Here is a 24,986-nt window from a genome sequence, read left to right on the forward strand (position 1 = left end):
ACGTTCCCTGCATCCGCCGGGCGGGGGCGCCGAGGCGGCAGGGGCCCGGTCAGTACGCTCGTGCGGTGACACCGGAGCAGCTGCAGGCCGTCGTCCGTACCGCCGTGGGCGCGGTCGTCGACCGCGGCGCGCTGCCCGTCGAGGTCCCCGCCGAGGTCGTCGTCGAGCGGCCGAAGAACCCCGAGCACGGCGACTACGCCACGAACATCGCCCTCCGGCTGGCCAAGCCCGCGGGCCGCCCGCCCCGCGAGGTGGCCGAACTGCTCGCCGGGGAGCTGCGGGCGCACGAGGGCATCGCGTCGGTCGACGTCGCCGGTCCCGGGTTCCTCAACATCACGCTGGCCAAGGGCGCGCTCGGGACCATCGCGGTGCGGGCCGTCACGGCGGGCGCGGGCTACGGCCGCACCGACGCGTTCGCCGGCCAGAAGCTGAACCTGGAGTTCGTGTCGGCGAACCCGACCGGCCCGGTCACCCTCGGGTCGACCCGGTGGGCCGCCGTGGGCGACGCGCTGGCGCGGCTGCTCGAGGCGACCGGCGCCGAGGTGAGCCGGGAGTACTACGTCAACGACGCCGGCGCGCAGATCGAGCGGTTCGGGCGCAGCCTGCAGGCGGTCGCGCACGGCCGGTCGGTGCCCGAGGACGGCTACCAGGGCGACTACGTCGAGGCGGTGGCGCAGCAGGTGGTGGCCGGCGTGCCCGGTCTCCTCGACCTGCCGGAGGAGGACCAGGTCGCGGTCTTCGCCGAGCAGGGCGTCGCGGCGATGGTGGCCGAGATCCGCACCACCCTCGACGGCTTCGGCGTCCACTACGACCGGTTCTTCTCGGAGCGGACGCTGCACGAGTCCGGCGCCCTGGAGAAGGCGGTGGCCCGGCTCCGCGAGCAGGGCCACGTCTTCGAGGCCGACGGCGCCGTGTGGCTCCGCACGACGACGTTCGGGGACGACAAGGACCGCGTCCTCGTCAAGGCCGGCGGCGAGCCCACCTACTTCGCCGCCGACTGCGCCTACTACCTGGACAAGCGGTCGCGCGGCTTCGAGCGGGTCGTGATCATGCTCGGCGCGGACCACTCCGGCTACGTCGGCCGGTACAAGGCGCTGGTGGCCGCCACGGGCGACGACCCCGACGCCAACCTCGAGATCCTCATCGGCCAGTTGGTGAACCTGGTCAAGGACGGCGAGCCGGTCCGGATGAGCAAGCGCAGGGGCAACTTCGTGCTGCTCACCGACCTGGTCGACGCCGTCGGCATCGACGCCGCCCGCTACGCGCTGGCCCGCGCCTCGGTCGACCAGCAGATCGACATCGACGCCGACCTGTGGAGCCGGAAGACCAACGACAACCCGGTCTTCTACGTGCAGTACGCGCACGCCCGCATCTCCTCGCTGCTGCGCAACGCGGCCGACCTGGGGGTTCGGCTCGGCGAGGCCGGCGACGTGGACGTCGCGGCGCTGGACCACCCGCGGGAGAGCGACCTCCTGCGCGCCGTCGGCGAGTTCCCCCGGGTGCTCGCCTCCGCCGCCGAGCTGCGCGCCCCGCACCGGGTCGCCCGGTACCTGGAGGAGCTGGCCGGCACCTACCACCGCTTCTACGACTCGTGCCGCGTGCTGCCCCGCGGCGACGAGGAGGTCACCTCGCTGACCACCGCCCGGCTGTGGCTGTGCGCGGCGACGGCGACCGTCCTGCGCAACGGTCTCGACGTGCTCGGCGTCAGCGCTCCGGAGCGGATGTGAGAGCGCATCCGGCGGGGCCGCTGCACGGCAACATCCAGCAGCCGACCGGCGCGGGCGCGCCACCGGCCGAGCTGGGCGCCCTGGACCCGCAGGTCTGGCCGAGGTCGGCCACCCGGGTCGACGGCGAGCTGCACCTGGCCGGCCGTGCCGTCACCGACCTCGCCCGCGAGCACGGCACCCCGCTGTTCGTCCTGGACGAGGCCGACTTCCGGGGCCGCGCCGCCGACTTCGCGACCGCGTTCGAGGGCGCCGACGTGCACTACGCCTCCAAGGCGTTCCTCTGCGGCCAGGTGGCCCGGTGGATCGCCGAGGACGGTCTGCACCTGGACGCCTGCAGCGGCAACGAGCTGGCCCTGGCGCTGGCCGCCGGCTTCCCGGCCGGGCGGATCGCGCTGCACGGCAACAACAAGTCCCTCGTGGAGCTGCAGCTGGCCGTCGACTCGGGGATCGGGCACGTCGTGCTCGACTCCTTCGACGAGATCGACCGGCTCGCCCCGCTGGCCGCCGCGCGGGTCGCCGCCGGCGGCGACCCCGTACCGGTGCTCATCCGCGCCACCGTCGGCATCGAGGCGCACACCCACGAGTTCATCGCCACGGCGCACGAGGACCAGAAGTTCGGCTTCTCCCTCGCGACCGGCGACGCCCTCACCGCGGCGGTGCGGGTCATCCGCGAACCCGCGCTGCGGCTGGCCGGCCTGCACAGCCACATCGGCTCGCAGATCTTCGACACCGCCGGCTTCGAGGCGGCCGCGCACCGCGTCGTCGGCCTGCTCGGCCAGATCCACCAGGCCACCGGTGAGCTGCTCGGGGAGCTGAACCTCGGCGGCGGCTTCGGTATCGCCTACCTCCCCGAGGACGACCCGGTCAGCCCGGCCGACGTCGCCGCGAAGCTGCGGACCGTCGTCGCCGCGGAGTGCGCCGCACTGGGCCTGCCGGTCCCGCGGCTGGCCGTCGAGCCGGGCCGGGCGATCGCCGGTCCCGGCACGGTGACGCTGTACGAGATCGGCACCATCAAGCCGGTGCGGCTCGGCTCGGGCGGCACGCCGGGGACCGGGGCGGGTGGGGGAATGCCCGTGCGCAACTACGTGTCGGTCGACGGCGGGATGAGCGACAACATCCGCACCGCGCTCTACGACGCCAGCTACACCTGCGTGCTGGCGAACCGCACCTCCGACGCGCCGCCGGCGCTGTGCCGCGTCGTGGGCAAGCACTGCGAGAGCGGCGACATCCTGGTGCGCGACCTGTGGCTGCCCTCCGACGTCGCCCCGGGCGACCTGCTCGCCGTCGCGGCCACCGGTGCCTACTGCTGGTCCATGGCGAGCAACTACAACTACCTGCTCAAGCCGCCGGTGGTGGCCGTCCGGGAGGCCGTGGCCACCGAGATCGTGCGGCGTCAGACACTGTCGGACGTGTTCGCCCTCGACGCCGTCCTCGCCGACGTGCCCGCGCCCTCCCCGGCCATCGACCAGCCCGCGCCCGAGCACGCCGCGGGAGCCCGCTCGTGAGCGGCCCGTCGTCCACCCCGCTGCGGGTCGCCCTGCTGGGCTGCGGCACGGTCGGCAGCGCCGTCCTGCGGCTCGTCGGTGACCAGGCCGGTGACCTCGCCGCCCGCATCGGCCGGCCGGTCGAGGTCGTCGGCATCGCGGTGCGCCGCCCCGCGCACCACCCCGACGTCCCGCAGCACCTGCTGACCACCGACGCCGCCGCACTCGTGCGCCGCGACGACGTCGACCTCGTCGTCGAGGTCATCGGGGGCATCGAGCCCGCCCGCAGCCTCATGTACGCCGCCTTCGAGGCCGGGAAGTCGGTCGTCAGCGCCAACAAGGCGCTGCTGGCCGAGGACGGCCCGGGCCTGCACGCGGCCGCCGCCGAGGCCGGGGTCGACCTGTACTACGAGGCCGCCGTCGCCGGTGCGATCCCGCTGCTGCGGCCGCTGCGCGAGTCGCTGGCCGGGGACCAGCTGCGCCGGGTCGTCGGCATCGTCAACGGGACGACGAACTACATCCTGTCGCGCATGGCCGAGACCGGCGCCGGGTTCGCCGAGGCGCTGGCCGAGGCCACCGAGCTGGGCTACGCCGAGGCCGACCCGACCGCCGACGTCGACGGCTTCGACGCCGCGGCGAAGGCGGCCATCCTCGCCTCGCTGGCCTTCCACACGCCGGTGTCGTCGGCCGACGTGCACCGCGAGGGCATCTCGGCGGTGTCGGCCACGGACGTCGCCCGGGCCGCGGAGATCGGCTGCACCGTGAAGCTGCTGGCGATCTGCGAGCGCGTCCCGAACGGTGCGGGGGACTCCGTGGCCGTCCGCGTGCACCCGGCGATGATCCCCACGACCCACCCCCTGGCGTCGGTCGGCGGCGCCTTCAACGCCGTCTTCGTCGAGGCCGAGGCCGCCGGGCAGCTGATGTTCTACGGCCAGGGCGCCGGTGGCGAGCCCACCGCCAGCGCCGTCCTCGGCGACCTCGTGGCGGTGGCTCGCAACCGGGTGGCCGGCGCCTCGGGCCAGGGGCCGACCGGGTACGCCGACCTCGCGGTGCGCCCCATGGCCGAGACCCCGACGCGGTACCACGTCAGCCTCGACGTGGCCGACAAGCCCGGCGTCCTCGCGGCCGTCGCGCAGGAGTTCGCCCGGCAGGACGTGAGCATCTCCACCGTCCGCCAGACCGGCCGCGGCGACGCCGCCACGCTGGTCATCGTCACGCACAGCGCGCCCGACGCGGCGCTGTCCGCCACCATCGCCGCGCTGCGGGACATGCCTGCGGTCCGCGGGGTCACCAGCGTCCTGCGCGTGGAGGGTCTGTCATGAGCGTCTCGAAAGCACAGGTGTCCCCGGGCTGGCCGGGGCTGATCGAGGCCTACCGGTCGCGGCTGCCGGTCAGCGACACCACGCCCGTCATCACCCTGCACGAGGGCGCCACCCCGCTCGTGCACGCCCGGGAACTGAGCAGCCGCACCGGCTGCGAGGTCTACCTCAAGGTCGAGGGCGCCAACCCGACGGGCTCGTTCAAGGACCGCGGCATGACGATGGCCATCACCAAGGCCGTCGAGGAGGGCGCCAAGGCGGTCATCTGCGCCTCCACCGGCAACACCAGCGCCAGTGCCGCCGCCTACGCCGCCCGCGCGGGCATCACCTGCGCCGTGCTCGTGCCCCAGGGCAAGATCGCCATGGGCAAGCTGGCCCAGGCGCTGGTGCACGGCGCCCAGTTGCTGCAGGTCGAGGGCAACTTCGACGACTGCCTCGCACTGGCCAGCAAGCTCGCCATCGACTACCCGGTGAGCCTGGTCAACAGCGTCAACCAGTACCGCATCGAGGGCCAGAAGACGGCGTCGTTCGAGATCGTCGACGTGCTCGGGGACGCCCCGGACATCCACTGCCTCCCGGTCGGCAACGCCGGCAACATCACCGCCTACTGGCAGGGCTACCGCGAGTACGCGGCCGACGGCACGGCCACCTCCACGCCGCGGATGTGGGGGTTCCAGGCCGCCGGTGCCGCCCCCATCGTCAACGGGGCCGTGGTCGAGAACCCGAGCACGATCGCGACCGCGATCCGGATCGGCAATCCGGCGTCCTGGACCAAGGCGCTGGCCGCCCGCGACGACTCCGGCGGGCGGATCGACGCCGTCACCGACCGCGCCATCCTCTCGGCCTACCGGCTGCTGGCCCGCACGGAGGCGGTCTTCGTCGAGCCCGCGTCCGCGGCGTCGGTGGCCGGGCTGCTCCAGGTGCACGCCGCCGGTGAGCTCGAGCCCGGTCAGCGGATCGTCTGCACGGTCACGGGCAACGGTCTCAAGGACCCCGAGTGGGCGATCTCCGGGGCGCCGGCGCCTATCACCATCCCGGTCGATGCGGCGGCGGCCGCAGCGCAGCTGGGCCTGTGATGGAAGGACCACGTCCTCCCCTCCGCTCGCAGGCTCGCGAGGGAACCCGGGACGCGGCCGGTACCGATCGGGTCGCGGTGCGCGTCCCGGCGACCAGCGCCAACCTCGGACCGGCGTTCGACTGCGCAGGTCTGGCGCTGGCGCAGCACGACGTACTCGAGTTCTCCGTCCTCCCCGACGGCCTCGCCGTGGACATCGCCGGCGTGGGCGTCGGTGAGCTGCCCACCGACGAGTCGCACCTGGTGGTGCGCGCCTTCCGGGCGGCCTGCGCCGAGCTCGGCTGGACGCCGTCCGGACTGCACGTGTCGGCGCGCAACGCCATTCCGCAGGGGAGGGGCATGGGCTCCTCCGCCGCCGCGGTGGTGGCCGGCGTGCTGGCCGCCTGGGCGCTGTGCCCGGACGTCGACACCGTCGACGGGAACGCCGTCCTGCGGCTGACCACCGAGCTGGAGGGGCACCCCGACAACGTCGCGGCCTGCCTGCTCGGCGGCCTGACGCTGTCCTGGACGGGGGAGCGCGGGGTCGGTGCGGACAGCCTGCCGGTGCACGAGAGCGTGCTACCGGTGGTCCTGGTCCCCGACGCGACGCTGTCGACGGAGGTGGCCCGCGGGCTGCTGCCGGACGTCGTGCCGCACGCCGATGCCGCGTTCAACGCGGGACGGTCCGCGCTGCTCGTGCACGCGCTGACCTCGGGCGCCCTGCTGCTCGAGGCCACCGAGGACCGGCTGCACCAGCGGCAGCGCACCGCGGCGATGCCCGGGTCACTGGCCCTGGTCGACCGGCTGCGGGCGGAGGGGCACGCCGCCGTCGTCTCCGGCGCCGGGCCGTCGGTGCTGGTGCTCGGCCGCCGCACCGTGGTGGACGCGGACGGGCGCCCCGGCGACCACGAGGTGCGGGCCATCGCCGGACTCGCGCCCGAGGGGTGGACGGTCCTGCCGCTGGACGTCGATCCCGCCGGGGCGCACGTCGGCCGCCCGATGAGCCGGGTATCGTCTCGATAACGACGAACACGCTGGAACCAACCGGTGTTGTCCTGTCCGTGGGCTGGCGTCTAGGCTCACGGCGTAGCCGCCCACTCGGGCGAGCCTCGCGTGAGGCCGAAGCCGGCGATTCCGCCGCTGATCCGCCCCACATTCTCGACCCGCTCCCTCTCGTGCCCCCGCCTCATGCCCGGGCCCACAGGGAGCGGTGCACCCCCTGCGCTGGAACGCGCAGGTCACCGCAGGGAAGGACCTGTACGTGAGCGAAAGCACCGACCTCGCCATGACCGGCGCGCCCGACGCCGCCGACACGAGCGAGGCACCCGCCGCTCCTGAGACGGCGGGCCGCGCCCGGCGCCGCGGCACCGGCCTGTCCGGGATGCTGCTGCCCGAGCTGCAGCGCCTGGCCGCCGAGCTGGGCATCTCCGGCACGGGACGCATGCGCAAGGGCGACCTCGTCGCCGCCATCTCCGCCCGCCAGGTCGGCGGTGAGACCCCCGCCCCGGCGCCGCGCAGCGAGGGTCAGGACGACGGTGCCGACCGTGCGCGCGGCGTGGCCGCCACGGCCGCGCCCCTCGAGGCACCCATCAGCGGTGGCGCCAACGGCGGTCCCCTCACCACGACCGACGCCGAGGCACGGCCTCCGCGCGCCCGTCGCGGCGCCAGCCGCCCCGCCGGGTCCCCGACCGCCGACGTCGCGCCGGCCGGTGACGGCACCGACGCCGCCGCGGCGCCCGCCGAGGCCGCGCCGGCCGACACCGCACCGGCCGACACCGCACCGGCCGAGACCGGTCCCCGGGACGGCGAGCAGTCCGACGGCGAGCGCGACGGCGACCGTCCGCAGCGCAACCGCGACCGGAACCGCAACCGCGGCGACCGCGAGAACAACCGCGACCGCGAGAACAACCGCGAGGGCGCCAACCGCGAGGGCGGGGACCGCGCCGAGCGGGGTGACAGCCCCGAGCGCGCCACCCGCGACGGGAACGACCGAACCGACCGCACCGAGCGGAACGACCGCACCGACCGCACCGACCGCACCGAGCGGGGCGCCCGCGACGGCGGCGAGCGGGGCGACCGCCCCGAACGCGGCAACCGGGACGGCAGCCGGGACGGCAACCGCGGTCCCGACCGCGGGGACCGCACCGAGCGCGACGGCCGGCCGGGCAACCGCGCCGACAACCGCACGGACGCCGGCCGCGGGCCGAACGCCGGCGACGAGGACGACGACGACTTCGAGGGCGGCCGCGGCCGTCGCGGACGTCGCTACCGCGACCGGAACAAGCGCGGCGCTGCCGTGGGCGGTCGCGACCGCTTCGACCAGGGCGAGCCGACGATCAGCGAGGACGACGTCCTGCTACCCGTCGCCGGCATCCTCGACGTGCTCGACAACTACGCGTTCGTCCGCACCTCGGGCTACCTCACCGGGCCGAACGACGTCTACGTGTCGCTGTCGCAGGTGCGCCGCTACGGCCTGCGCCGCGGTGACGCGATCACCGGCGCCGTCCGCCAGCCTCGTGAGGGCGAGCGCAAGGACAAGTACAACGCGCTGGTCCGGCTGGACACCGTCAACGGGCTGGACCCGGAGCAGGCCAAGGACCGGCCCGAGTTCACCAAGCTGACCCCGCTCTACCCGCAGGACCGCCTGCGGCTGGAGACCGAGCCGCACCTGCTCACCACCCGGGTCATCGACCTGGTCATGCCGATCGGCAAGGGGCAGCGGGCGCTCATCGTGTCGCCGCCCAAGGCCGGCAAGACGATGGTGCTGCAGTCGCTGGCCAACGCCATCACGACGAACAACCCCGAGTGCCACCTCATGGTGGTCCTCGTCGACGAGCGGCCCGAAGAGGTCACCGACATGCAGCGCTCGGTGAAGGGCGAGGTCATCGCCTCGACCTTCGACCGGCCGCCGTCGGACCACACCACGGTCGCCGAGCTGTCCATCGAGCGGGCCAAGCGCCTGGTCGAGATGGGCCACGACGTCGTCGTGCTGCTGGACTCGATCACCCGCCTGGGCCGCGCCTACAACCTGGCGGCCCCCGCCAGCGGGCGCATCCTCTCCGGTGGTGTCGACTCCACGGCGCTCTACCCGCCCAAGCGCTTCCTGGGTGCTGCCCGCAACATCGAGAACGGCGGCTCCCTCACGATCATCGCCTCGGCGCTGGTCGAGACCGGCTCCACGATGGACACGGTCATCTTCGAGGAGTTCAAGGGCACCGGGAACGCCGAGATCAAGCTGGACCGCCGGCTGGCGGACAAGCGGGTCTTCCCGGCCGTCGACGTCAACGCGTCGGGCACGCGCAAGGAGGAGATCCTCATGTCGCCCGACGAGCTGGCCATCGTCATCAAGCTGCGCCGGGTCCTCGGCGCGCTGGAGCCCCAGCAGGCGCTGGAACTGCTGCTCGACAAGCTCAAGAAGACCCGCAACAACGTCGAGTTCCTCATGCAGATCCAGAAGACGACGCTGGGCCCCGGCCAGGAATGAAGGACCTCGTCCTCCTCACCCCTCGCGAGCTCGGGGTGAGCCTCGGGACGAGGCCGACCGGCCGGCCGGTCTCCCGATCTGGGAGACTGGTCGACCGAGCCCCGCCGGCTCGCCGGAAATAGCCCTCCGGTCCCCGGCGTTCACAGCACTGGACGACACAGACTTCGTAGAAGAGGCGCAGCCATGAAGCCCGACATCCACCCGGCCTACAACGTCACCACGGTGACCTGCGGCTGCGGCAACACCTTCACCACCCGCAGCACCTCGCCGACCGGTCAGCTGACCGTCGAGACCTGCTCCGCCTGCCACCCCTTCTACACCGGCAAGCAGCGCATCCTCGACACCGGTGGCCGCGTGGCCCGCTTCGAGAAGCGGTTCGGCAAGCGCGCTGCGGCCGGCGCCGAGACCGCCGACAAGTAGCACGTCCGACGGCGCCCGTCCCACCTCGCGGTGGGGCGGGCGCCGTCGTCATGTCCGGACCCGACCGCGCCGAGGAGTGACCCCGTGAGCAGCCCCGCACGCGACCGGCTGGCGAGCCTGCTCGCCGAGCACGCGTCGCTGGAGCAGGAGCTCGCCGACCCGGCGGTGCACGGCGACCAGGCCCGCGCCCGCCGGCTGAGCCGCCGCTACGCCCGGCTGGCTCCGCTCGTGGAGACCGCCCGCGCCCTCGACGAGGCCCGTGGAGATCTCGGCACCGCCCGGGAGCTCGCCGCCGAGGACGCCTCCTTCGCCGCCGAGGCGACTGCTCTCGAGCGCCGGATCGAGGAGCTCACCGGCCGGCTGAACGAGGAACTGCTGCCCAAGGACCCCGACGACGACAAGGACGTCATCCTCGAGATCAAGGCGGGGGAGGGCGGCGCGGAGTCGGCGCTGTTCGCCGGTGACCTGCTGCGCATGTACTTGCGCTACGCCGAGCGCCGCGGCTGGTCCACCGAGGTGCTCGACGCCCAGGACGCCGAGCTCGGTGGCTACAAGGACGTGGCGGTCGCCATCAAGTCGCGCAGTGACGAGGGCATCTGGTCCCGGCTGAAGTTCGAGGGCGGCGTCCACCGGGTGCAGCGCGTGCCGGCCACCGAGAGCCAGGGCCGCATCCACACCTCGGCGGCCGGCGTCCTGGTGCTGCCGGAGGCCGAGGAGGTCGACGTGACCGTCGACCCGAACGACCTGCGCATCGACGTCTTCCGGTCCTCCGGGCCGGGCGGGCAGAGCGTGAACACCACCGACTCCGCCGTCCGCATCACCCACCTGCCCAGCGGGATCGTGGTGAGCTCGCAGAACGAGAAGAGCCAGCTGCAGAACCGGGAGTCGGCGCTGCGCGTGCTGCGCTCCCGGCTGCTGGCCGCAGCCCGCGAGGAGGCGGCGGCCACCGCCAGCGACCAGCGCCGCAGCCAGGTCCGCACCGTCGACCGCAGCGAGCGCGTGCGCACGTACAACTTCCCGGAGAACCGGATCTCCGACCACCGGGTCGGCTACAAGTCGCACAACCTCGACCAGGTGCTCGACGGCGAACTCGACGCGGTGATCGACGCGCTGAGCAGCGCGCACACGGCCGAGCTGCTGGCGGCCGGGTCCTAGGGGTGGGGCGGTCGGGATCAGGGGTGGGTTGGCCGGGATGAATGTCAGGACGCTCCTGGCCGATGCGGCCCGGCGGCTCGCCGAGGCCGGCGTCGAGTCGCCCCGGGTGGACGCCGAGCTGCTGATGGCGCACGTGGTCGGCCGCCCGCGCGCCGGGCTGCTCACGCTCGACGACGTCGCCGCCGAGGACGCCGCCCGGTTCGCCGGCCTGCTGGAGCAGCGGGCCGACCGGGTGCCCCTGCAGCACCTGACGGGCCGGGCCCCGTTCCGGCAGCTCGAGCTGGCGGTCGGGCCCGGGGTGTTCGTCCCGCGCCCGGAGACCGAGCTGCTGGTCGAATGGGCGCTGGAGCAGCTGGCCGGGCTGGACGGGCCGATCGTCGTGGACCTGGGCAGCGGGTCGGGCGCCATCGCGCTGTCGATCGCGCACGAGCACCCGGGCGCACGGGTGACCGCGGTCGAGCGCGACCCCGGGGCGCTGGCCTGGACGCGGCACAACGCGCTGACGCGGGCGGGGGCGCGGGACACCCCGGTGGGCGTCGTCGCCGGTGACATGACCGACGCAGGCCTGCTCCCCGAGCTGGACGGGCGGGTCGACGTGGTCGTGTCCAACCCGCCCTACGTGCCCGACGGCGCCCGGGTCCCGCGAGAGGTGGCCGACCACGACCCACCGCTGGCGCTGTGGGGCGGGCCCGACGGCCTCGATGTCGTACGGGGCATGCTCGACGTCGCCGCCCGGCTGCTGCGTCCGGGCGGCCGGCTGGGCATCGAGCACGCCGACCAGCAGGGGACGGCGTTGCCGGCGGTGGTCCGGTCGCACGGCGCCTTCTCCGAGGTGGCCGACCACCCCGACCTCGCCGGCCGGCCGAGGTTCACGACGGCTCGCCGCGGCTGACTGGAGGACCGGTGACGGAATCGCAGACCGGACTGATCGCGAACAGGTACCGCCTGGGGACGCTGATCGCCGGTGGCGGCATGGGCCAGGTGTGGCGCGGCCGCGACACGCTCCTCGACCGCCCCGTCGCGGTCAAGGTGCTGCGCGACCAGTTCGCCGCCGACCCGGCCTTCCGCACCCGCTTCCGGGCGGAGGCCCAGCACGCCGCGACGCTCACGCACCCGCACATCGCCGCGGTGTTCGACTACGGCGAGCAACCGGGATCGCCCGGCACCCCGCCGGTGGCCTACCTGGTGATGGAGCTGGTCGAGGGCGAGTCGCTGGCCGACGTGCTCCACCGCGAGGGGCACCTGGACGTGCCGCGCACCCTCGACGTGCTGCGGCAGGCCGCGGACGGGCTCGGCGCCGCGCACGCCGCGGGCGTCGTGCACCGCGACATCAAGCCGGCCAACCTGCTGGTCGGTCGCGACGGCCGGGTGAAGCTCACCGACTTCGGGATCGCCCGCTCGGCCGCCAGCGTCGCGATCACCGCCACGGGGCAGGTGCTCGGTACCGCGCACTACCTGTCCCCGGAGCAGGCCTCCGGTCGGCCGGCGAGCCCCGCGAGCGACGTCTACGCCCTCGGTGCCGTCGGCTACGAGTGCCTGACCGGCAGGCGGGCGTTCGAGGGCGAGAGCGCCGTCCAGATCGCGGTCATGCAGATCCGCGAGCACCCCGACCCGCTGCCGGCGGCGGTCCCGCCCGCGGTGCGGGCGCTGGTGGAGCGGGCCATGGCCAAGGACCCCGCCGTCCGCTTCCCGGACGGGACGGCGCTGCGCGACGGCGTCGACGCCGTGCTCGCCGGTGCATCCGCCACGGCGCTGCCGGCGACCGCGGTCCTCCCGGTCGTGCCGGCGGCCGCGGCCGTGCCGGCGGCCGGGGCCGTGCCGGCGACCGCGGCCACCGCGGTCGCGGCACCCGAGGACCGGCCGCGCCGGCGTCGGTGGCCGGTCGTGCTCCTCGTGGCGGCGCTGCTCGGCGCCGCGGGCGTGGGCATCGTCGCGTCGGCGCTCCGCGACGGCGCGCCACCGGCCACGGCGGAGGAGACCGCTCCTGAGGAGCCCGCGGGCATCGACGTGGTCGCCGCGGACCTCCTCGGCCGCCCGGTCCGGGAGGTGCAGGCCGAGCTGATCGGTCGCGGCCTCCGGGTCGAGCTCGTGCCGGTCGAGACGGCGGACGCGACCGCCGGCACGGTCACCGCCGTGGGCCCGACCGGTACCCTGCCGGCCGACTCGCTGGTCCGGCTCACCTACGCCGTGCCCCCGGTGCCCGAGCCCGAGCCGGTCCCCGCGCCGGTCCCCGCGCCGCTCCCGGCGCCCGCCCCGGCGGACGAGGGCAACGGCGGCGGGGGGAACGGGAACGAGGGCAACCAGGGCAACGGCAACGGCAACCAGGGCAACGGGAACGGGAACGGCAAGGACGACGACGAGGACAAGAAGGACGACGAGGAGGGCGGCGGCGACGAGGAGGGGGGCGGCGACGACGAGTGAGCCCGGGCGCCGCCGGACGTCGACGGGCCCGGTGACACACTTCGTCCCCGTGGCCGATCTCTACGACTGCTCCGATCCCGACGTGCGCGCGGCCGGTCTCGACGCCGCCGCGGCGGCCATCAGCCGGGGCGAGCTGGTCCTGCTGCCCACGGACACCGTCTACGGCGTGGCCGCCGACGCGTTCAGCCCCGGTGCGGTCACGGGGCTGCTGGCCGCCAAGAACCGCGGTCGCGCGATGCCGGTGCCCGTGCTGATCGGCGAGGCCTCCACCATGGCGGGCCTGGTGATGCAGACGCCGCCCGCGGCGACCGCGCTCGCGCAGGCGTTCTGGCCCGGCGGGCTGACCCTGGTCGTGGAACACGCGCCGTCGCTGGCCTGGGACCTGGGCGACGCCGAGGGGACGGTGGCCGTCCGGCTACCCGACGACGAGCTGACCCGGGACCTGCTCCGGCGCACCGGTCCGCTGGCGGTGTCCAGCGCCAACCGCTCGGGGCGCCCGGCGGCCACCACCGCGCAGGAGGCGGCGGTCCAGTTGGGCGAGCACGCCGCGGTGATCCTCGACGGCGGGCCCCGCGCCGACTCCGCGCCCAGCACCATCGTCGACTGCACCGGTCCGGTGCCACGGGTCCTGCGGGTCGGTGCCATCCCGGTCGACCGGCTCCGGGACGCCGTCCCCGACCTGACCGATTGAGTCGACGCGAGCCGGCCCGGAGGGTCGGCGATGCGGCGGCTCGCGTCCTTCGACTCGACGAGTGGGGGCCCGGAGGGTTCCCCGAGTAGGGGCGGGGACAGCTCGTCGCAGCAGGGGCACGGCTCCTGGCCGCGGTGCAACGCGGAGCGTTGCCATGTCGGAGCGCTACCGTGGGACGACCGCCGCGGCGCCCAGAGGTGTCGCGGCACGACGACGTCCGGGAGGGCGGCTGGATGAGCAGGCCTGCTCCTCGGACCCGTCCCGAGCCGATCCCCGCCGGCTGAGCCGATGCGCGAGTACGCCGTCGTCATGCTCACCGCCGCGCTGGTCACCTTCCTGACCACCCCGGTGGTGCGGAAGCTCGCCGTCCGCTTCCGGATGATGGCCGCGCCGCGGGAACGCGACGTGCACTCCATCCCCACGCCCCGCGGGGGAGGCGTGGCCATGTACCTGGGCGTGGTGACGGCGGTGCTGGTGGCCAGCCGGCTGCCGGCGCTGCAGCGGACCTTCGACGACACCCAGACCTACGCGGTCCTGGTCGGCGGCGGCGTGATCTGCGCCCTGGGCGTGCTGGACGACAAGTGGGGCCTGGACGCCCTGACGAAACTCACCGGGCAGATCGCCGCCGCGGGCCTCATGGGCCTGCTGGGGGTCCAGCTGTCGATCCTGTTCCTGCCGGTGGCCGACATCGGGACGCTCACGCTGGGGCCCGACGTCGGGCTGCCGCTCACGATCCTGCTCACCGTGCTGGTCGTCAACGCGCTCAACTTCATCGACGGCCTGGACGGACTGGCGGCCGGCGTCTCCGCCATCGCGGCGCTGGCCTTCTTCGCCTACAGCTACCACCTGGGCCTGGTCGGGTACGACGACGTGGCGAGCGCACCGGCGCTGATCACCGCCGTGCTGGCCGGCGCCTGCCTGGGCTTCCTCCCGCACAACTTCAGCCCGGCGCGCATCTTCATGGGCGACTCCGGCTCGATGCTGGTGGGCCTGATGCTGTCGGCCGCGGCGGTCACGGCGACCGGGGGAGTGGACCCGCAGTCCTTCGACTCGGCGGCCACCCTGCTGCCGCTCACGCTGCCCCTGCTCGTGCCGGTCGCGGTGCTCTTCATTCCCTTCATCGACCTGGTGATGGCGGTGGTGCGGCGCACCCGGCAGGGCCGCTCGCCCTTCGCCCCGGACAAGATGCACCTGCACCACCGGCTGCTGTCGATCGGCCACTCGCACCGGCGGGCCGTGCTGGTCATGTACTTCTGGGCCGCGCTGCTGTCCTTCGGTGCGGTCGCGCTGTCGATCACCGGCGGGACGGCGGAGCTCCTGGTGGCGATCGCCGTGCTCCTGGTCGTGGGGCTCGTCGTCGTCCTCAGCCCGCGGGCCCGCCGCGCCGCCCGCGAGGCCCGGGCGGCCGAACTCGCGGCCCAGCGGCAGCGCAGCCGCGCCGACCACCCGACCGCCCGGGCGGTGCGGGGGCGCGGCAGCGAGACGCGCGCCAGCCGGGCCGCCGCACGCAACGCCCGCAAGACCGACGCCCCGGAGGTCGTCCGATGAGCACCGGCAGCACCACCCGACCGCCACCCGCACGCAGCACGGCGCCCTGGGACGTCTCGTTCCTCCGTGTCGGGACGCTCCTCACCGTGGCCGTCGCCGCGGTCGCCGCGCTGGTCGCGGGCCTGGTCGCAGGATGGGAGCACGCCGCCGCGATCGGGCTCTCCGCCGTCATCGTGACGGCGTTCTTCGCGGTGTCGGGCCTGGCGGTCGCCTTCGCGGGACGCATCGGGGACACCCTCACCCTGCCGGCGGCCCTGCTCGCCTTCTTCGTCAAGGCCATCGTGCTGTTCGCCGTCCTGGACGCGCTGCCCGCCGACGGGTGGCTCGACCGGCGCACCGTGGCGTGGGCCGTCGTCGTCGGCGCTCTTCTCTGGAGCGGCATCCAGCTCCGCTGGGTGTGGACCCGTCAGATCTTCTACGTGCCCCCGCCCGAGCCGCCGTCGGGGTCGTCCGACCAGGTGGTTGCCCGGGAGCCGGGCAGCACCGGAAAGGCCGGCTGATAGTGTCCGATCCGATGGCCGAGAACACCTCCGGAGACGGAGGCGCTCGACCACGCCCTGCGAGTCCAGCCCGTCAGCCCAGTGGGGCCGACATGGGCTGGTCGGTCACCGGGACGCTCCTCTCCGGTATGGCCGTGTGGGGTGGGGCCGGGTGGCTGCTCGACCGGTGGTTGGACGTTCGCCTGTTCGCCCCGATCGGCATCATCCTCGGCATGGCGGTGGCCATCTACGTGGTCGTCGTCAAGTACGGAGCCGCCGATCCAGTCCCCGGATCGCGGAGCAGCCACACCCCGGGCGGGCGAGGTAGCCGGTCCAGGACGCAGAAAGGACAACGGTGACCTCCAGCGCCCACGCGCTCGGCGACGTCCTCGCCGTGGAGAGCGACCCCGGCGGCGGGTTCACGCCCCCCGGCATCGGGGAGTTCTTCCCCGAGGTGCTCTGGAGCCCCTCGGTGCTCGGCATCGAGTTCGAGATCACCCGCATCACGCTGCTGCTCTGGATCGCGACCGCCGCGGTGGTCGCCTTCCTGCTCGCCACCGTGCGCAGCCCGCAGATCGTGCCGGGCAAGATGCAGTTCCTCGGTGAGTCGGGCTACTCGTTCGTCCGCGACGGGATCGCCCGCGACGTCATCGGCCCCAAGGGTTTGCCGTTCGCGCCGTTCCTCGCCGCGCTCTTCTTCTTCATCCTCGCGAACAACCTGATGGCGATCATCCCGTTCGCCCAGATCTCGCCGATGTCGAAGTTCGCCTTCCCGCTCGTCCTCGCGCTCATCTGCTGGGTCGTCTACATCGCGGTCGGCATCAAGAACCAGGGCCTGTGGCCGTACTTCCGCGACATCATGTTCCTGCCCGGCGTGCCCAAGCCGATGTACATCCTGATCACGCCGCTGGAGCTGCTGCAGAACTTCGTCGTCCGGCCGTTCACGCTGGCGATCCGACTCTTCGCCAACATGTTCGCCGGCCACATGCTGCTGGTGACGTTCTCCCTCGGCGCGGTCTACCTGCTGCAGGTGGGCAACTTCTCGGCCGTCTTCGGCCCGATCTCGGCGCTCATGGCGATCGTGATGACCTTCTTCGAGCTGCTGGTCATCTTCCTGCAGGCCTACGTCTTCACCATGCTGATGGGCACGTACCTCAACGGTTCCGTCGAGGCCGCGCACTGAGCTGACCCCGGTGGCCGCGCTCGGCCGCCCCACGCACTGCACCACCGCACCACACCGCACTACCGCACGACCCCGCCAGCCGCCCGGTGACCGCCGGGCGACGACACAGGAGGAACACCCCGCAATGATCGAGGTTCTCGCAGAGCTCGAAGGCAGCATCGGTTCGGTCGGCTACGGCATCGCCACGATCGGCCCGGGCATCGGTGTCGGTCTGGTGTGGGCCGCCTACATCCAGGCCACCGCTCGCCAGCCGGAGTCGGCCGGCCTGACCCGCACCTACGCCTTCCTGGGCTTCGCGCTCGCCGAGGCGCTGGCCCTGATCGGCTTCGTCGCCCCCCTCGTCTACGGCACCTGATCCGTACGCCTCCCGCGTACGGTCACCGATTCCAGACAGGGACGTTGAGAGCATGAGCATCCTGGCCGCTGAAGAACCGAGCGTCCTGGTCCCGCCCGTCGGCGAGATCATCATCGGTCTGATCGCCTTCGCGATCGTGCTGTTCGTGGTGATCAAGTTCGTCGCGCCCCGCTTCGAGCAGGTCTTCCAGGCTCGTCGCGCGGCGATCGAGGGCGGCATCGAGCGCGCCGAGGCCATGCAGGCCGAGGCGAAGGCATCGCTCGAGCAGTACCGCGCGCAGCTCGCCGAGGCGCGGAACGAGGCGGCGCAGATCCGTGACGCCGCGCGCGCCGAGGGGCAGCAGATCCTCGAGGAGCTGCGTACCCAGGCGCAGGAGGAGTCGGCCCGCATCGTCGCCCGCGGCGAGGAGCAGCTGACCGCTCAGCGGCAGCAGATCGTGCACGAGCTCCGTGGGCAGATCGGCACCCTGGCCGTCGACCTCGCCGGTCGCGTGGTCGGCGAGTCGCTGGCCGACGACGCCCGCCGCAGCGGCACCGTCGACCGCTTCCTCGCGGAGCTGGACGGCATGGCCGCGTCCGGCGACGGCCGGGGTGGCGCCGTCGTCGCGGGCGAGAGCAACCGCTGATGGAGGCATCCAGCAGGGCGGCCACGCTCCAGGTGCACGAGCGCCTGGAGCAGCTGACGCGACCCGCCTCCGGGGTGCTCGAGCGGGCCAAGGACCGGATCACCGGCCAGCCCGCCCGCGCCGCCACCGGACCGGAGCTGCTGGCGCTGGCCGACGAGCTGTTCGCGGTGTCGCGCGTGCTCACCTCACAGCTGTCGCTGCGCCGCGCCATGGCCGACCCGGCGGGGAAGCCGGAGGAGCGCGCCGAGCTGGTGCGCCGCCTCTTCGCCTCGCAGCTGTCCTCGACCGCGCTGGACCTGGTCGAGACGATCGCCCGGCAGCGGTGGTCGCACCCGATCGACCTGGTCGACGCCACCATCACCGTGGCCACCGAGGCGTCGCTGGACGCAGCGGACGCCCGTGGTGAGCTCGACGGCGTCGAGGACGAGCTCTTCCGGTTCGGGCGGATCGTCGCCGGCGACCGGGAGCTGGCCCGCATCCTCAGCGACCGCAAGGCGTCGGTGGAGGGCCGGTCGGCCCTGCTCGACCGGCTGCTGTCCGGCCGGGTGAGCCCGGTGACCGAGCAGCTGCTGCGCAACGTGCTGACCGGCGCACACGTCGGCACCGCCGAGGTCGCCATCGAGCGGCTGTCCGAGGTGGCCAGCCGCCGCCGCGGTCAGTCGGTCGCCCGTGTGACATCCGCGGTCCCGCTCACCCGGGCCCAGGAACAGCGCCTGACGGAGGTGCTGGGCCGGCTCTACGGGCGGGCCGTCGGACTCCAGGTGACCGTCGACCCCGACGTGCTGGGCGGCCTGGTCATCCAGGTCGGCGACGAGGTCATCGACGGCAGCATCGCCCACCGGCTGGAAGCCGCCCGCCGGCGGCTGGCCGGCTGACCGCCCGCTCCCACGACAACGACACGAACCCTGCAGGGAAGAGGACCAGAGCCATGGCCGAGCTGACGATCTCCGCTGATGAGATCCGCAGTGCCATCCAGAACTACGTCACCGAGTACCGCCCCGACGTCTCCCGCGAGGAGGTCGGCACGGTCACCGAGGCGGGTGACGGCATCGCCCGCGTCGAGGGCCTGCCCTCGGTCATGACCAACGAGCTGCTCGAGTTCGAGAGCGGCGTCCGCGGCCTGGCCCTGAACCTCGACGTCCGCGAGATCGGTGTCGTCGTCCTGGGTGACTTCTCCGGGATCGAGGAGGGCCAGCAGGTCCGCCGCACCGGCGAGGTCCTCTCGGTCGCCGTCGGCGACGGATACCTCGGCCGGGTCGTCGACCCGCTGGGCAACCCGATCGACGGTGGCGGCCCCCTCGCGACCACCGGACGCCGGGCGCTCGAGCTGCAGGCCCCCAACGTCATGCAGCGCCAGTCGGTGCACGAGCCGCTGCAGACCGGCATCAAGGCCATCGACGCCATGACGCCGGTCGGCCGTGGCCAGCGCCAGCTGATCATCGGTGACCGCCAGACCGGCAAGACCGCCATCGCCATCGACGCGATCATCAACCAGAAGCAGGCCTGGGCCACCGGTGACCCGGCTCAGCAGGTGCGGTGCATCTACGTCGCCGTCGGCCAGAAGGGCTCGACGATCGCCGCGATCCGTTCGGCCCTCGAGGAGGCCGGGGCGATGGAGTACACGACCATCGTCGCCGCCCCCGCCTCCGAGGCCGCCGGCTTCAAGTACATCGCCCCGTACACCGGCTCGGCCATCGGGCAGCACTGGATGTACGAGGGCAAGCACGTTCTGATCGTCTTCGACGACCTGACCAAGCAGGCCGAGGCCTACCGCGCGGTGTCGCTGCTGCTGCGCCGTCCGCCGGGCCGCGAGGCCTACCCGGGCGACGTCTTCTACCTGCACTCCCGTCTGCTGGAGCGCTGCGCGAAGCTCTCCGACGACCTGGGTGCCGGTTCGATGACGGGTCTGCCGCTCATCGAGACCAAGGGCAACGACGTGTCGGCCTACATCCCGACCAACGTCATCTCCATCACCGACGGGCAGATCTTCCTCGAGACCGGTCTGTTCAACTCCGGTGTCCGCCCGGCCATCAACGTCGGCATCTCGGTGTCCCGCGTCGGCGGCTCGGCCCAGATCAAGGCGATGAAGTCCGTCGCCGGCCGGCTGCGCCTGGACCTGGCCCAGTTCCGCGAGCTCGAGGCGTTCTCCTCGTTCTCCTCGGACCTGGACGCCTCCAGCCGGGCCACCCTCGACCGCGGGCAGCGGCTCGTCGAGCTGCTCAAGCAGGGCCAGTACTCCCCGTTCCCGGTGGAGCGGCAGGTCGTCTCCCTGTGGCTGGGCACCACCGGCCGGCTCGACCGGGTACCGGTCTCCGACGTGCGCCGGTTCGAGGGCGAGTTCCTCGACTACATCGGACGCGGTGACAGCGGCATCCTCGACACGATCCGCTCGTCGAAGAAGCTCGAGGACGACACCGTGGCCGCGCTCGAGCGGGCCGTCGAGTCCTTCTACGGGCAGTTCACGACCTCCGACGGTGAGTCGCTCCTGGGCAACGAGCCCGAGGCCGAGGCCATGGACGCCTCGGAGCGGGGTCAGGAGCGCGTCCAGGTCAAGCGGGGCAGCTGACCGATGGCCGGTAACCTCCGCGCGCTGCGGCGCCGCATTCGCTCCACCAGGTCGACGAAGAAGATCTTCTCGGCCCAGGAGCTGATCGCCGGTGCCCGCATCGTGCGTGCCCAGGCCCGGGTGGAGGCGTCGAAGCCCTACGCCCGGGAGATCACGCGCGTGCTGTCGGCGCTGGCGTCGTCGGCGTCGCTGGACCACCCGCTGCTCACGGAGCGGGAGAACCCGCGGCGCGCGGCCGTCCTGGTCATCACCTCCGACCGTGGGTTCGCCGGCTCGTACAACGTCAACGTGCTGCGACGCACCGAGGAGCTGCTCGCCCTGCTGCGCCAGGAGGGCAAGCAGCCGGTGCTCTACGTGGTCGGCCGCAAGGGCGAGACGTACTACCGCTTCCGCGACCGCGAGATGGAGCAGACCTTCACCGGGTTCTCCGAGCAGCCCGGATACGCCGACGCCCAGGAGGTCGGGCGGGCCCTGATCGACGTCTTCACAGCCGGTGAGGACGACGACGAGCAGGGCGGCGCCGGTGACGACGGGCTGCTGGGGGTCGACGAGCTCCACATCGTCTACACCGAGTTCCGCTCGCTGCTCGCCCAGGTGCCCGTCGCCAAGCGCATGGCGCCCCTGGAGGTCGAGGAGGTCGACGAGTTCGACTACGAGCGCGAGGCCAGGGAAGCCAACCCCGCGAGCGGGTCGGGTGACTCGGGCGTCCCCACCTCCTACGAGTTCGAGCCGTCGGCCGAGGGGCTGCTGGACGCCCTGCTGCCGAAGTACGTCACCACCCGCATCTACGCGGCGATGCTGGAGGCCGCGGCCTCCGAGTCGGCGTCCCGGCGGCGGGCGATGAAGTCCGCCTCGGACAACGCGGAGGAGCTGGCGAAGAACCTCTCGCGCCAGGCCAACCAGATCCGCCAGGCAGAGATCACCCAGGAGATCAGCGAGATCGTCGGCGGCGCCGACGCACTGGTCTCCTCCGGCGCCAACGACTGAATCCACGCAACGATCCCCCGAGCCCCAGGGCAGGAGAGCACTACAGATGACCGTCACCGAGGACCGTCCGTCCACCACGCAGACGCAGGCCACCGGCCGCGTCGTGCGGGTCACCGGGCCGGTCGTCGACGTCGAGTTCCCCCGCGACGCGATGCCCGACCTCTTCAACGCGCTGAAGGTCGATGTCACGCTCGCCGACCTCAGCAAGACCCTCACCCTCGAGGTCGCGCAGCACCTGGGCGAGAACGTCGTCCGCACCATCTCGATGGCGCCGACCGACGGTCTGATCCGCGGGGCCGACGTCGCCGACACGGGGAAGCCGATCTCCGTCCCCGTCGGTGACGTCACCAAGGGCCACGTCTGGAACACCCTCGGCGAGTGCCTGGACACCCCCGGCCACGGCGCGGACGCGCTGCACTGGGGCATCCACCGGAACCCGCCGCGGTTCGACCAGCTCGAGGGCCGCACCGAGATGCTGGAGACCGGCATCAAGGTCATCGACCTGCTGACGCCCTACGTGGCGGGCGGGAAGATCGGCCTGTTCGGCGGTGCCGGCGTCGGCAAGACGGTCCTCATCCAGGAGATGATCCGTCGTGTCGCGCAGGAGTTCGGTGGCGTCTCGGTGTTCGCCGGCGTCGGCGAGCGCACCCGTGAGGGCAACGACCTCATCGCGGAGATGACCGAGTCCGGCGTCATCGAGTCCACCGCGCTGGTGTTCGGCCAGATGGACGAGCCGCCGGGCACCCGCCTGCGGGTCGCGCTGTCGGCGCTGACGATGGCCGAGTACTTCCGGGACGAGCAGAACCAGGACGTGCTGCTCTTCATCGACAACATCTTCCGGTTCACCCAGGCCGGCTCCGAGGTCTCCACGCTGCTGGGCCGCATGCCCTCGGCCGTGGGCTACCAGCCGACCCTGGCCGACGAGATGGGTCAGCTGCAGGAGCGGATCACCTCGACCCGGGGCCGCTCGATCACCTCGCTGCAGGCGATCTACGTGCCCGCCGACGACATCACCGACCCGGCGCCGCACACCACGTTCGCCCACCTGGACGCCACGACGAACCTGTCGCGGCCCATCTCGGAGAAGGGCATCTACCCGGCCGTGGACCCGCTGGACTCCACCAGCCGGATCCTCGACCCGCAGTACGTCGGCGAGGAGCACTACCAGATCGCCCAGCGGGTGAAGCAGATCCTGCAGCGCTACCAGGAGCTGCAGGACATCATCGCGATCCTCGGCATCGACGAGCTCGGTGAAGAGGACAAGGTCACCGTGAACCGGGCCCGGCGCATCGAGCGCTTCCTCTCGCAGAACATGTTCGTGGCCGAGGCCTTCACCGGTCAGCCCGGCTCGTTCGTCCCGCTGTCGGAGACCCTCGAGTCCTTCAAGGCGCTCACCGAGGGCACCTACGACAACGTCCCCGAGCAGGCCTTCTTCATGTGCGGTGGGCTTGAGGACCTCGAGCGCAACGCGGCCAAGCTCAAGAAGGCGTAGCGGAAGGACCCCGTCCCTCTCACCCCTCGCACGCTCGGGGCGAGCCTCCGGACGGGGCCGTGAACGACCTGCTGACGGCCGGGTCCCCTCGGGGCCCGGCCGTCGGCGTCCTGTCACTCGTCCGTGTGGTTCCTGCCCCGGGGCACTCCAGTTCCCCGGCCTGTCTGCCGACGATGGGCGGTGGAGCGCCCGAGCGGCGGGCGCCGTCGCAGAGGCTCGACGTGGAACCGACCAGCGCAGCGCAGCACCCCGAGGGCAGCGGGCACGATCCCGCCTGGACGTGGGCTCCCTACGCGCCCGAGGAGCCGGTCGACCTGGCCCGCTACCGCATCGACGAGTGGGCGCCGGCGTCCACCGTGCGTCACCCCTGGGTGCGCGTGGGCCGCTTCACGCTGCTGTACCGCCGCGCCGCCTGAGAGGGGCCCGGCACAGCCCGCTCGCCCCCGGCGTTACTGTTGGGGCCCCGTCCGTGGATCCCGAGGAGTGTCGTGGCGACCCTGCAGGTCGAGTTGGTGGCCGTAGAGCGCAAGATCTGGTCCGGTGAGGCCACGATGGTCATCGCGCGCACGACGGAGGGTGAACTGGGCGTGCTGCCCGGCCACGCGCCGCTGCTTGGCCAGCTGGCCCCCGGCGGTGTCGTCACGATCCGCACCGACACCGGCGAGGACCTCACCGTCGCCGCACACGGCGGCTTCCTCTCGGTGAGCGAGCAGGGCGTGTCCATCCTGGCGGAGACCGCCGAGATCTCTTCGGAGATCGACGTCGAGCGCGCCCGCGACGCGCTGCGCCGGGCAGAGTCCGCCGGCGACGACCCGGACGCCCTCGACGCCGCCCGGCGGGCGCAGTCCCGGCTCCGCGCCGCCGGCGAGACCGTCTGAGGCGGCCGGCACCCTCAGCGCGGAACCTGCTCCTCCCGTGACCACGGTCCTGCTGGTCCTGCTCGGCCTGCTGCTCGTCGTGGTCGCCGTCGCCTTCCTGCTCCGCCGCCGCTTCCTGCTCTCCGGTCTCGGGGCGGTCACCATGTGGCTGCGCACGCCGAACTCGTCGCGCTGGTCGGTGGGCGTCGCGTGGTACGGCGGGGAGGAGCTGCTCTGGTACCGCGCCCTGTCGCTGTCCGTGCGGCCGCAGCACCGGCTGTGCCGGTCGGGCTTCTCCGTCGAGTCACAGCGCCGGGCGGGCCGGGAGGACCTGGCACTCCCCGAGGACGTCGTCGTCCTCTCCTGCTCGACCGCCGCAGGGCACCGTGACCTGGCCATGGACCGCTCGACGGTGACCGGCTTCCTCTCCTGGGTCGAATCCGCCCCGCCCCGGCACTGAAGAAGGACCTCCCTGCCCCCCGCGACTCGCACGCTCGCAGCGGGGCCCTGCAGGAAGGCCGTCCTCACTCCGGTCGGTCGGTGCTCTCGCTCCGGGTGGGGCCGCCGGGCTCCCACAGGATGTCGCCGCCGGGGTTGGCCACCCGGGACAGGATGAACAGCAGGTCCGACAGCCGGTTGAGGTAGCGGGCCGTCTCCTGGTTGGTGACGCCGGTCCGGCCGTCCGCCTCGTCGGCCTCCAACAGCGCCCAGACGCTGCGCTCCGCCCTCCGGGCCACGACACGTGCCTGGTGCAGGAGGGCGGCCAGCGGGGTGCCGCCGGGGAGGATGAAGCTGTTCAGCTTGGGCAGCGACTCGTTGTACTCGTCGCAGGCGGCCTCCAGCCGCTCGGTGTACGCCGCCGTGATGCGCAGCGGCGGGTACTGCGGGTCCGGCGTGATCGGGGTGCAGAGGTCGGCGCCGACGTCGAACAGGTCGTTCTGGATGCTGCGCAGCAGGTCGGCCAGGGCCGGCTCGGGGGAGCCCAGGGCCAGCGCCGTCCCGAGCACGCTGTTGGTCTCGTCCACGTCGGCGTAGGCCACCAGCCGTGGGTCGGTCTTCGACACCCGGCTCATGTCGCCCAGGTGGGTCTGACCGGCGTCGCCGGTCTTCGTGTAGATGCGGGTGAGCCGGACGGTCAT

General features: G+C 73.1%; 24 protein-coding genes. 23 read left to right on the forward strand and 1 reads right to left on the reverse strand.

All coding sequences use genetic code 11. The annotated features are described in order from the left end of the window. Positions 1-65: 65 nt before the first annotated feature. The 23 genes from argS (at position 66) to RM425_RS17715 (ending at position 24,307) form a co-directional block, all read left to right on the forward strand. Positions 66-1,727, forward strand: coding sequence for an arginine--tRNA ligase (argS, locus tag RM425_RS17605; RefSeq protein WP_311346520.1), 1,662 nt, complete (start codon positions 66-68; stop codon positions 1,725-1,727). Further along, on the forward strand, positions 1,724-3,232 hold the full coding sequence (gene lysA, locus RM425_RS17610) for a diaminopimelate decarboxylase (RefSeq protein ID WP_311346521.1): 1,509 nt from the start codon (positions 1,724-1,726) through the stop codon (positions 3,230-3,232). Before argS ends, lysA begins: the two co-directional genes overlap by 4 nt. Then, positions 3,229-4,533, forward strand: a complete 1,305-nt coding sequence (locus tag RM425_RS17615) for a homoserine dehydrogenase (protein WP_311346522.1) — start codon at positions 3,229-3,231, stop codon at positions 4,531-4,533. The genes lysA and RM425_RS17615 overlap by 4 nt, the downstream gene beginning before the upstream one ends. Beyond that, positions 4,530-5,606, forward strand: a complete 1,077-nt coding sequence (gene thrC, locus RM425_RS17620) for a threonine synthase (RefSeq protein WP_311346523.1) — start codon at positions 4,530-4,532, stop codon at positions 5,604-5,606. The genes RM425_RS17615 and thrC overlap by 4 nt, the downstream gene beginning before the upstream one ends. Before the next feature lie 77 nt (positions 5,607-5,683). Continuing rightward, positions 5,684-6,607 (forward strand): homoserine kinase, encoded by a 924-nt coding sequence (gene thrB / locus RM425_RS17625; protein WP_311346524.1) that lies wholly within the window; start codon positions 5,684-5,686, stop codon positions 6,605-6,607. 238 nt (positions 6,608-6,845) lie between these two features. Then, positions 6,846-9,068, forward strand: coding sequence for a transcription termination factor Rho (gene rho, locus RM425_RS17630; protein WP_311346525.1), 2,223 nt, complete (start codon positions 6,846-6,848; stop codon positions 9,066-9,068). Positions 9,069-9,251: 183 nt separating this feature from the next. Then, positions 9,252-9,488, forward strand: a complete 237-nt coding sequence (gene rpmE / locus RM425_RS17635; RefSeq protein WP_311346526.1) for a 50S ribosomal protein L31 — start codon at positions 9,252-9,254, stop codon at positions 9,486-9,488. A gap of 84 nt (positions 9,489-9,572) precedes the next feature. Continuing rightward, positions 9,573-10,643, forward strand: coding sequence for a peptide chain release factor 1 (gene prfA, locus RM425_RS17640; RefSeq protein WP_311346527.1), 1,071 nt, complete (start codon positions 9,573-9,575; stop codon positions 10,641-10,643). Positions 10,644-10,680: 37 nt separating this feature from the next. Further along, the gene (gene prmC / locus RM425_RS17645; protein WP_311346528.1) at positions 10,681-11,535 is read left to right on the forward strand and encodes a peptide chain release factor N(5)-glutamine methyltransferase; all 855 of its coding nucleotides are present in this window, start codon (positions 10,681-10,683) and stop codon (positions 11,533-11,535) included. An 11-nt stretch (positions 11,536-11,546) separates the two neighbouring features. Next, positions 11,547-13,064 (forward strand): protein kinase domain-containing protein, encoded by a 1,518-nt coding sequence (locus RM425_RS17650; protein ID WP_311346529.1) that lies wholly within the window; start codon positions 11,547-11,549, stop codon positions 13,062-13,064. 49 nt (positions 13,065-13,113) lie between these two features. Next, the gene (locus RM425_RS17655; RefSeq protein ID WP_311346530.1) at positions 13,114-13,755 is read left to right on the forward strand and encodes an L-threonylcarbamoyladenylate synthase; all 642 of its coding nucleotides are present in this window, start codon (positions 13,114-13,116) and stop codon (positions 13,753-13,755) included. A 288-nt stretch (positions 13,756-14,043) separates the two neighbouring features. Further along, a complete protein-coding gene (locus RM425_RS17660; protein ID WP_311346531.1) occupies positions 14,044-15,303 on the forward strand; it encodes a glycosyltransferase family 4 protein in 1,260 nt (419 codons plus the stop codon). Next, positions 15,300-15,803 carry a hypothetical protein gene (locus tag RM425_RS17665; protein WP_311346532.1) on the forward strand — a complete coding sequence of 168 codons (504 nt, stop codon included), beginning with the start codon at positions 15,300-15,302 and terminating at the stop codon, positions 15,801-15,803. Before RM425_RS17660 ends, RM425_RS17665 begins: the two co-directional genes overlap by 4 nt. Before the next feature lie 334 nt (positions 15,804-16,137). Next, positions 16,138-16,965, forward strand: a complete 828-nt coding sequence (gene atpB / locus RM425_RS17670; protein ID WP_311346533.1) for a F0F1 ATP synthase subunit A — start codon at positions 16,138-16,140, stop codon at positions 16,963-16,965. Between the two features lie 124 nt (positions 16,966-17,089). Then, a complete protein-coding gene (gene atpE, locus RM425_RS17675; protein WP_014377627.1) occupies positions 17,090-17,320 on the forward strand; it encodes an ATP synthase F0 subunit C in 231 nt (76 codons plus the stop codon). A gap of 52 nt (positions 17,321-17,372) precedes the next feature. Next, entirely contained in the window at positions 17,373-17,945 is a 573-nt protein-coding gene (locus RM425_RS17680) for a F0F1 ATP synthase subunit B (RefSeq protein ID WP_311346534.1), read from the forward strand. Next, positions 17,945-18,820 carry a F0F1 ATP synthase subunit delta gene (locus RM425_RS17685; protein ID WP_311346535.1) on the forward strand — a complete coding sequence of 292 codons (876 nt, stop codon included), beginning with the start codon at positions 17,945-17,947 and terminating at the stop codon, positions 18,818-18,820. The genes RM425_RS17680 and RM425_RS17685 overlap by 1 nt, the downstream gene beginning before the upstream one ends. Positions 18,821-18,873: 53 nt before the next feature. Next, on the forward strand, positions 18,874-20,511 hold the full coding sequence (atpA, locus tag RM425_RS17690; protein WP_311346536.1) for a F0F1 ATP synthase subunit alpha: 1,638 nt from the start codon (positions 18,874-18,876) through the stop codon (positions 20,509-20,511). 3 nt (positions 20,512-20,514) lie between these two features. Continuing rightward, entirely contained in the window at positions 20,515-21,498 is a 984-nt protein-coding gene (locus RM425_RS17695; protein WP_311346537.1) for a F0F1 ATP synthase subunit gamma, read from the forward strand. Between the two features lie 46 nt (positions 21,499-21,544). Then, a complete protein-coding gene (gene atpD / locus RM425_RS17700; protein ID WP_311346538.1) occupies positions 21,545-22,990 on the forward strand; it encodes a F0F1 ATP synthase subunit beta in 1,446 nt (481 codons plus the stop codon). Positions 22,991-23,211: 221 nt separating this feature from the next. Next, the gene (locus RM425_RS17705) at positions 23,212-23,406 is read left to right on the forward strand and encodes a hypothetical protein (protein WP_311346539.1); all 195 of its coding nucleotides are present in this window, start codon (positions 23,212-23,214) and stop codon (positions 23,404-23,406) included. Between the two features lie 72 nt (positions 23,407-23,478). Continuing rightward, positions 23,479-23,868: a F0F1 ATP synthase subunit epsilon gene (locus RM425_RS17710; protein WP_311346540.1), complete on the forward strand. Its 390-nt coding sequence runs from the start codon at positions 23,479-23,481 to the stop codon at positions 23,866-23,868. A gap of 37 nt (positions 23,869-23,905) precedes the next feature. After that, the gene (locus tag RM425_RS17715; protein ID WP_311346541.1) at positions 23,906-24,307 is read left to right on the forward strand and encodes a DUF2550 domain-containing protein; all 402 of its coding nucleotides are present in this window, start codon (positions 23,906-23,908) and stop codon (positions 24,305-24,307) included. 64 nt (positions 24,308-24,371) lie between these two features. Here RM425_RS17715 and RM425_RS17720 read toward each other — a convergent pair whose 3' ends face one another. Further along, the gene (locus tag RM425_RS17720) at positions 24,372-24,986 is read right to left on the reverse strand and encodes a cob(I)yrinic acid a,c-diamide adenosyltransferase (protein ID WP_311346542.1); all 615 of its coding nucleotides are present in this window, start codon (positions 24,984-24,986) and stop codon (positions 24,372-24,374) included.

The organism is Blastococcus goldschmidtiae (genome assembly GCF_031845325.1).
In the GTDB taxonomy this organism is placed as follows: Bacteria; Actinomycetota; Actinomycetes; order Mycobacteriales; family Geodermatophilaceae; genus Blastococcus; species Blastococcus goldschmidtiae.

Excerpts from the sequence above, each read along its gene's own strand:
- thrC (WP_311346523.1), top strand. The coding sequence starts at position 4,530 with ATGAGCGTCTCGAAAGCACAGGTGTCCCCGGGCTGGCCGGGGCTGATC.
- rpmE (WP_311346526.1), top strand. The coding sequence starts at position 9,252 with ATGAAGCCCGACATCCACCCGGCCTACAACGTCACCACGGTGACCTGC.
- prmC (WP_311346528.1), top strand. The coding sequence starts at position 10,681 with ATGAATGTCAGGACGCTCCTGGCCGATGCGGCCCGGCGGCTCGCCGAG.
- RM425_RS17660 (WP_311346531.1), top strand. The coding sequence starts at position 14,044 with ATGCGCGAGTACGCCGTCGTCATGCTCACCGCCGCGCTGGTCACCTTC.
- RM425_RS17665 (WP_311346532.1), top strand. The coding sequence starts at position 15,300 with ATGAGCACCGGCAGCACCACCCGACCGCCACCCGCACGCAGCACGGCG.
- atpE (WP_014377627.1), top strand. The coding sequence starts at position 17,090 with ATGATCGAGGTTCTCGCAGAGCTCGAAGGCAGCATCGGTTCGGTCGGC.
- RM425_RS17680 (WP_311346534.1), top strand. The coding sequence starts at position 17,373 with ATGAGCATCCTGGCCGCTGAAGAACCGAGCGTCCTGGTCCCGCCCGTC.
- RM425_RS17685 (WP_311346535.1), top strand. The coding sequence starts at position 17,945 with ATGGAGGCATCCAGCAGGGCGGCCACGCTCCAGGTGCACGAGCGCCTG.
- atpA (WP_311346536.1), top strand. The coding sequence starts at position 18,874 with ATGGCCGAGCTGACGATCTCCGCTGATGAGATCCGCAGTGCCATCCAG.
- RM425_RS17695 (WP_311346537.1), top strand. The coding sequence starts at position 20,515 with ATGGCCGGTAACCTCCGCGCGCTGCGGCGCCGCATTCGCTCCACCAGG.
- atpD (WP_311346538.1), top strand. The coding sequence starts at position 21,545 with ATGACCGTCACCGAGGACCGTCCGTCCACCACGCAGACGCAGGCCACC.
- RM425_RS17720 (WP_311346542.1), bottom strand. The coding sequence starts at position 24,986 with ATGACCGTCCGGCTCACCCGCATCTACACGAAGACCGGCGACGCCGGT.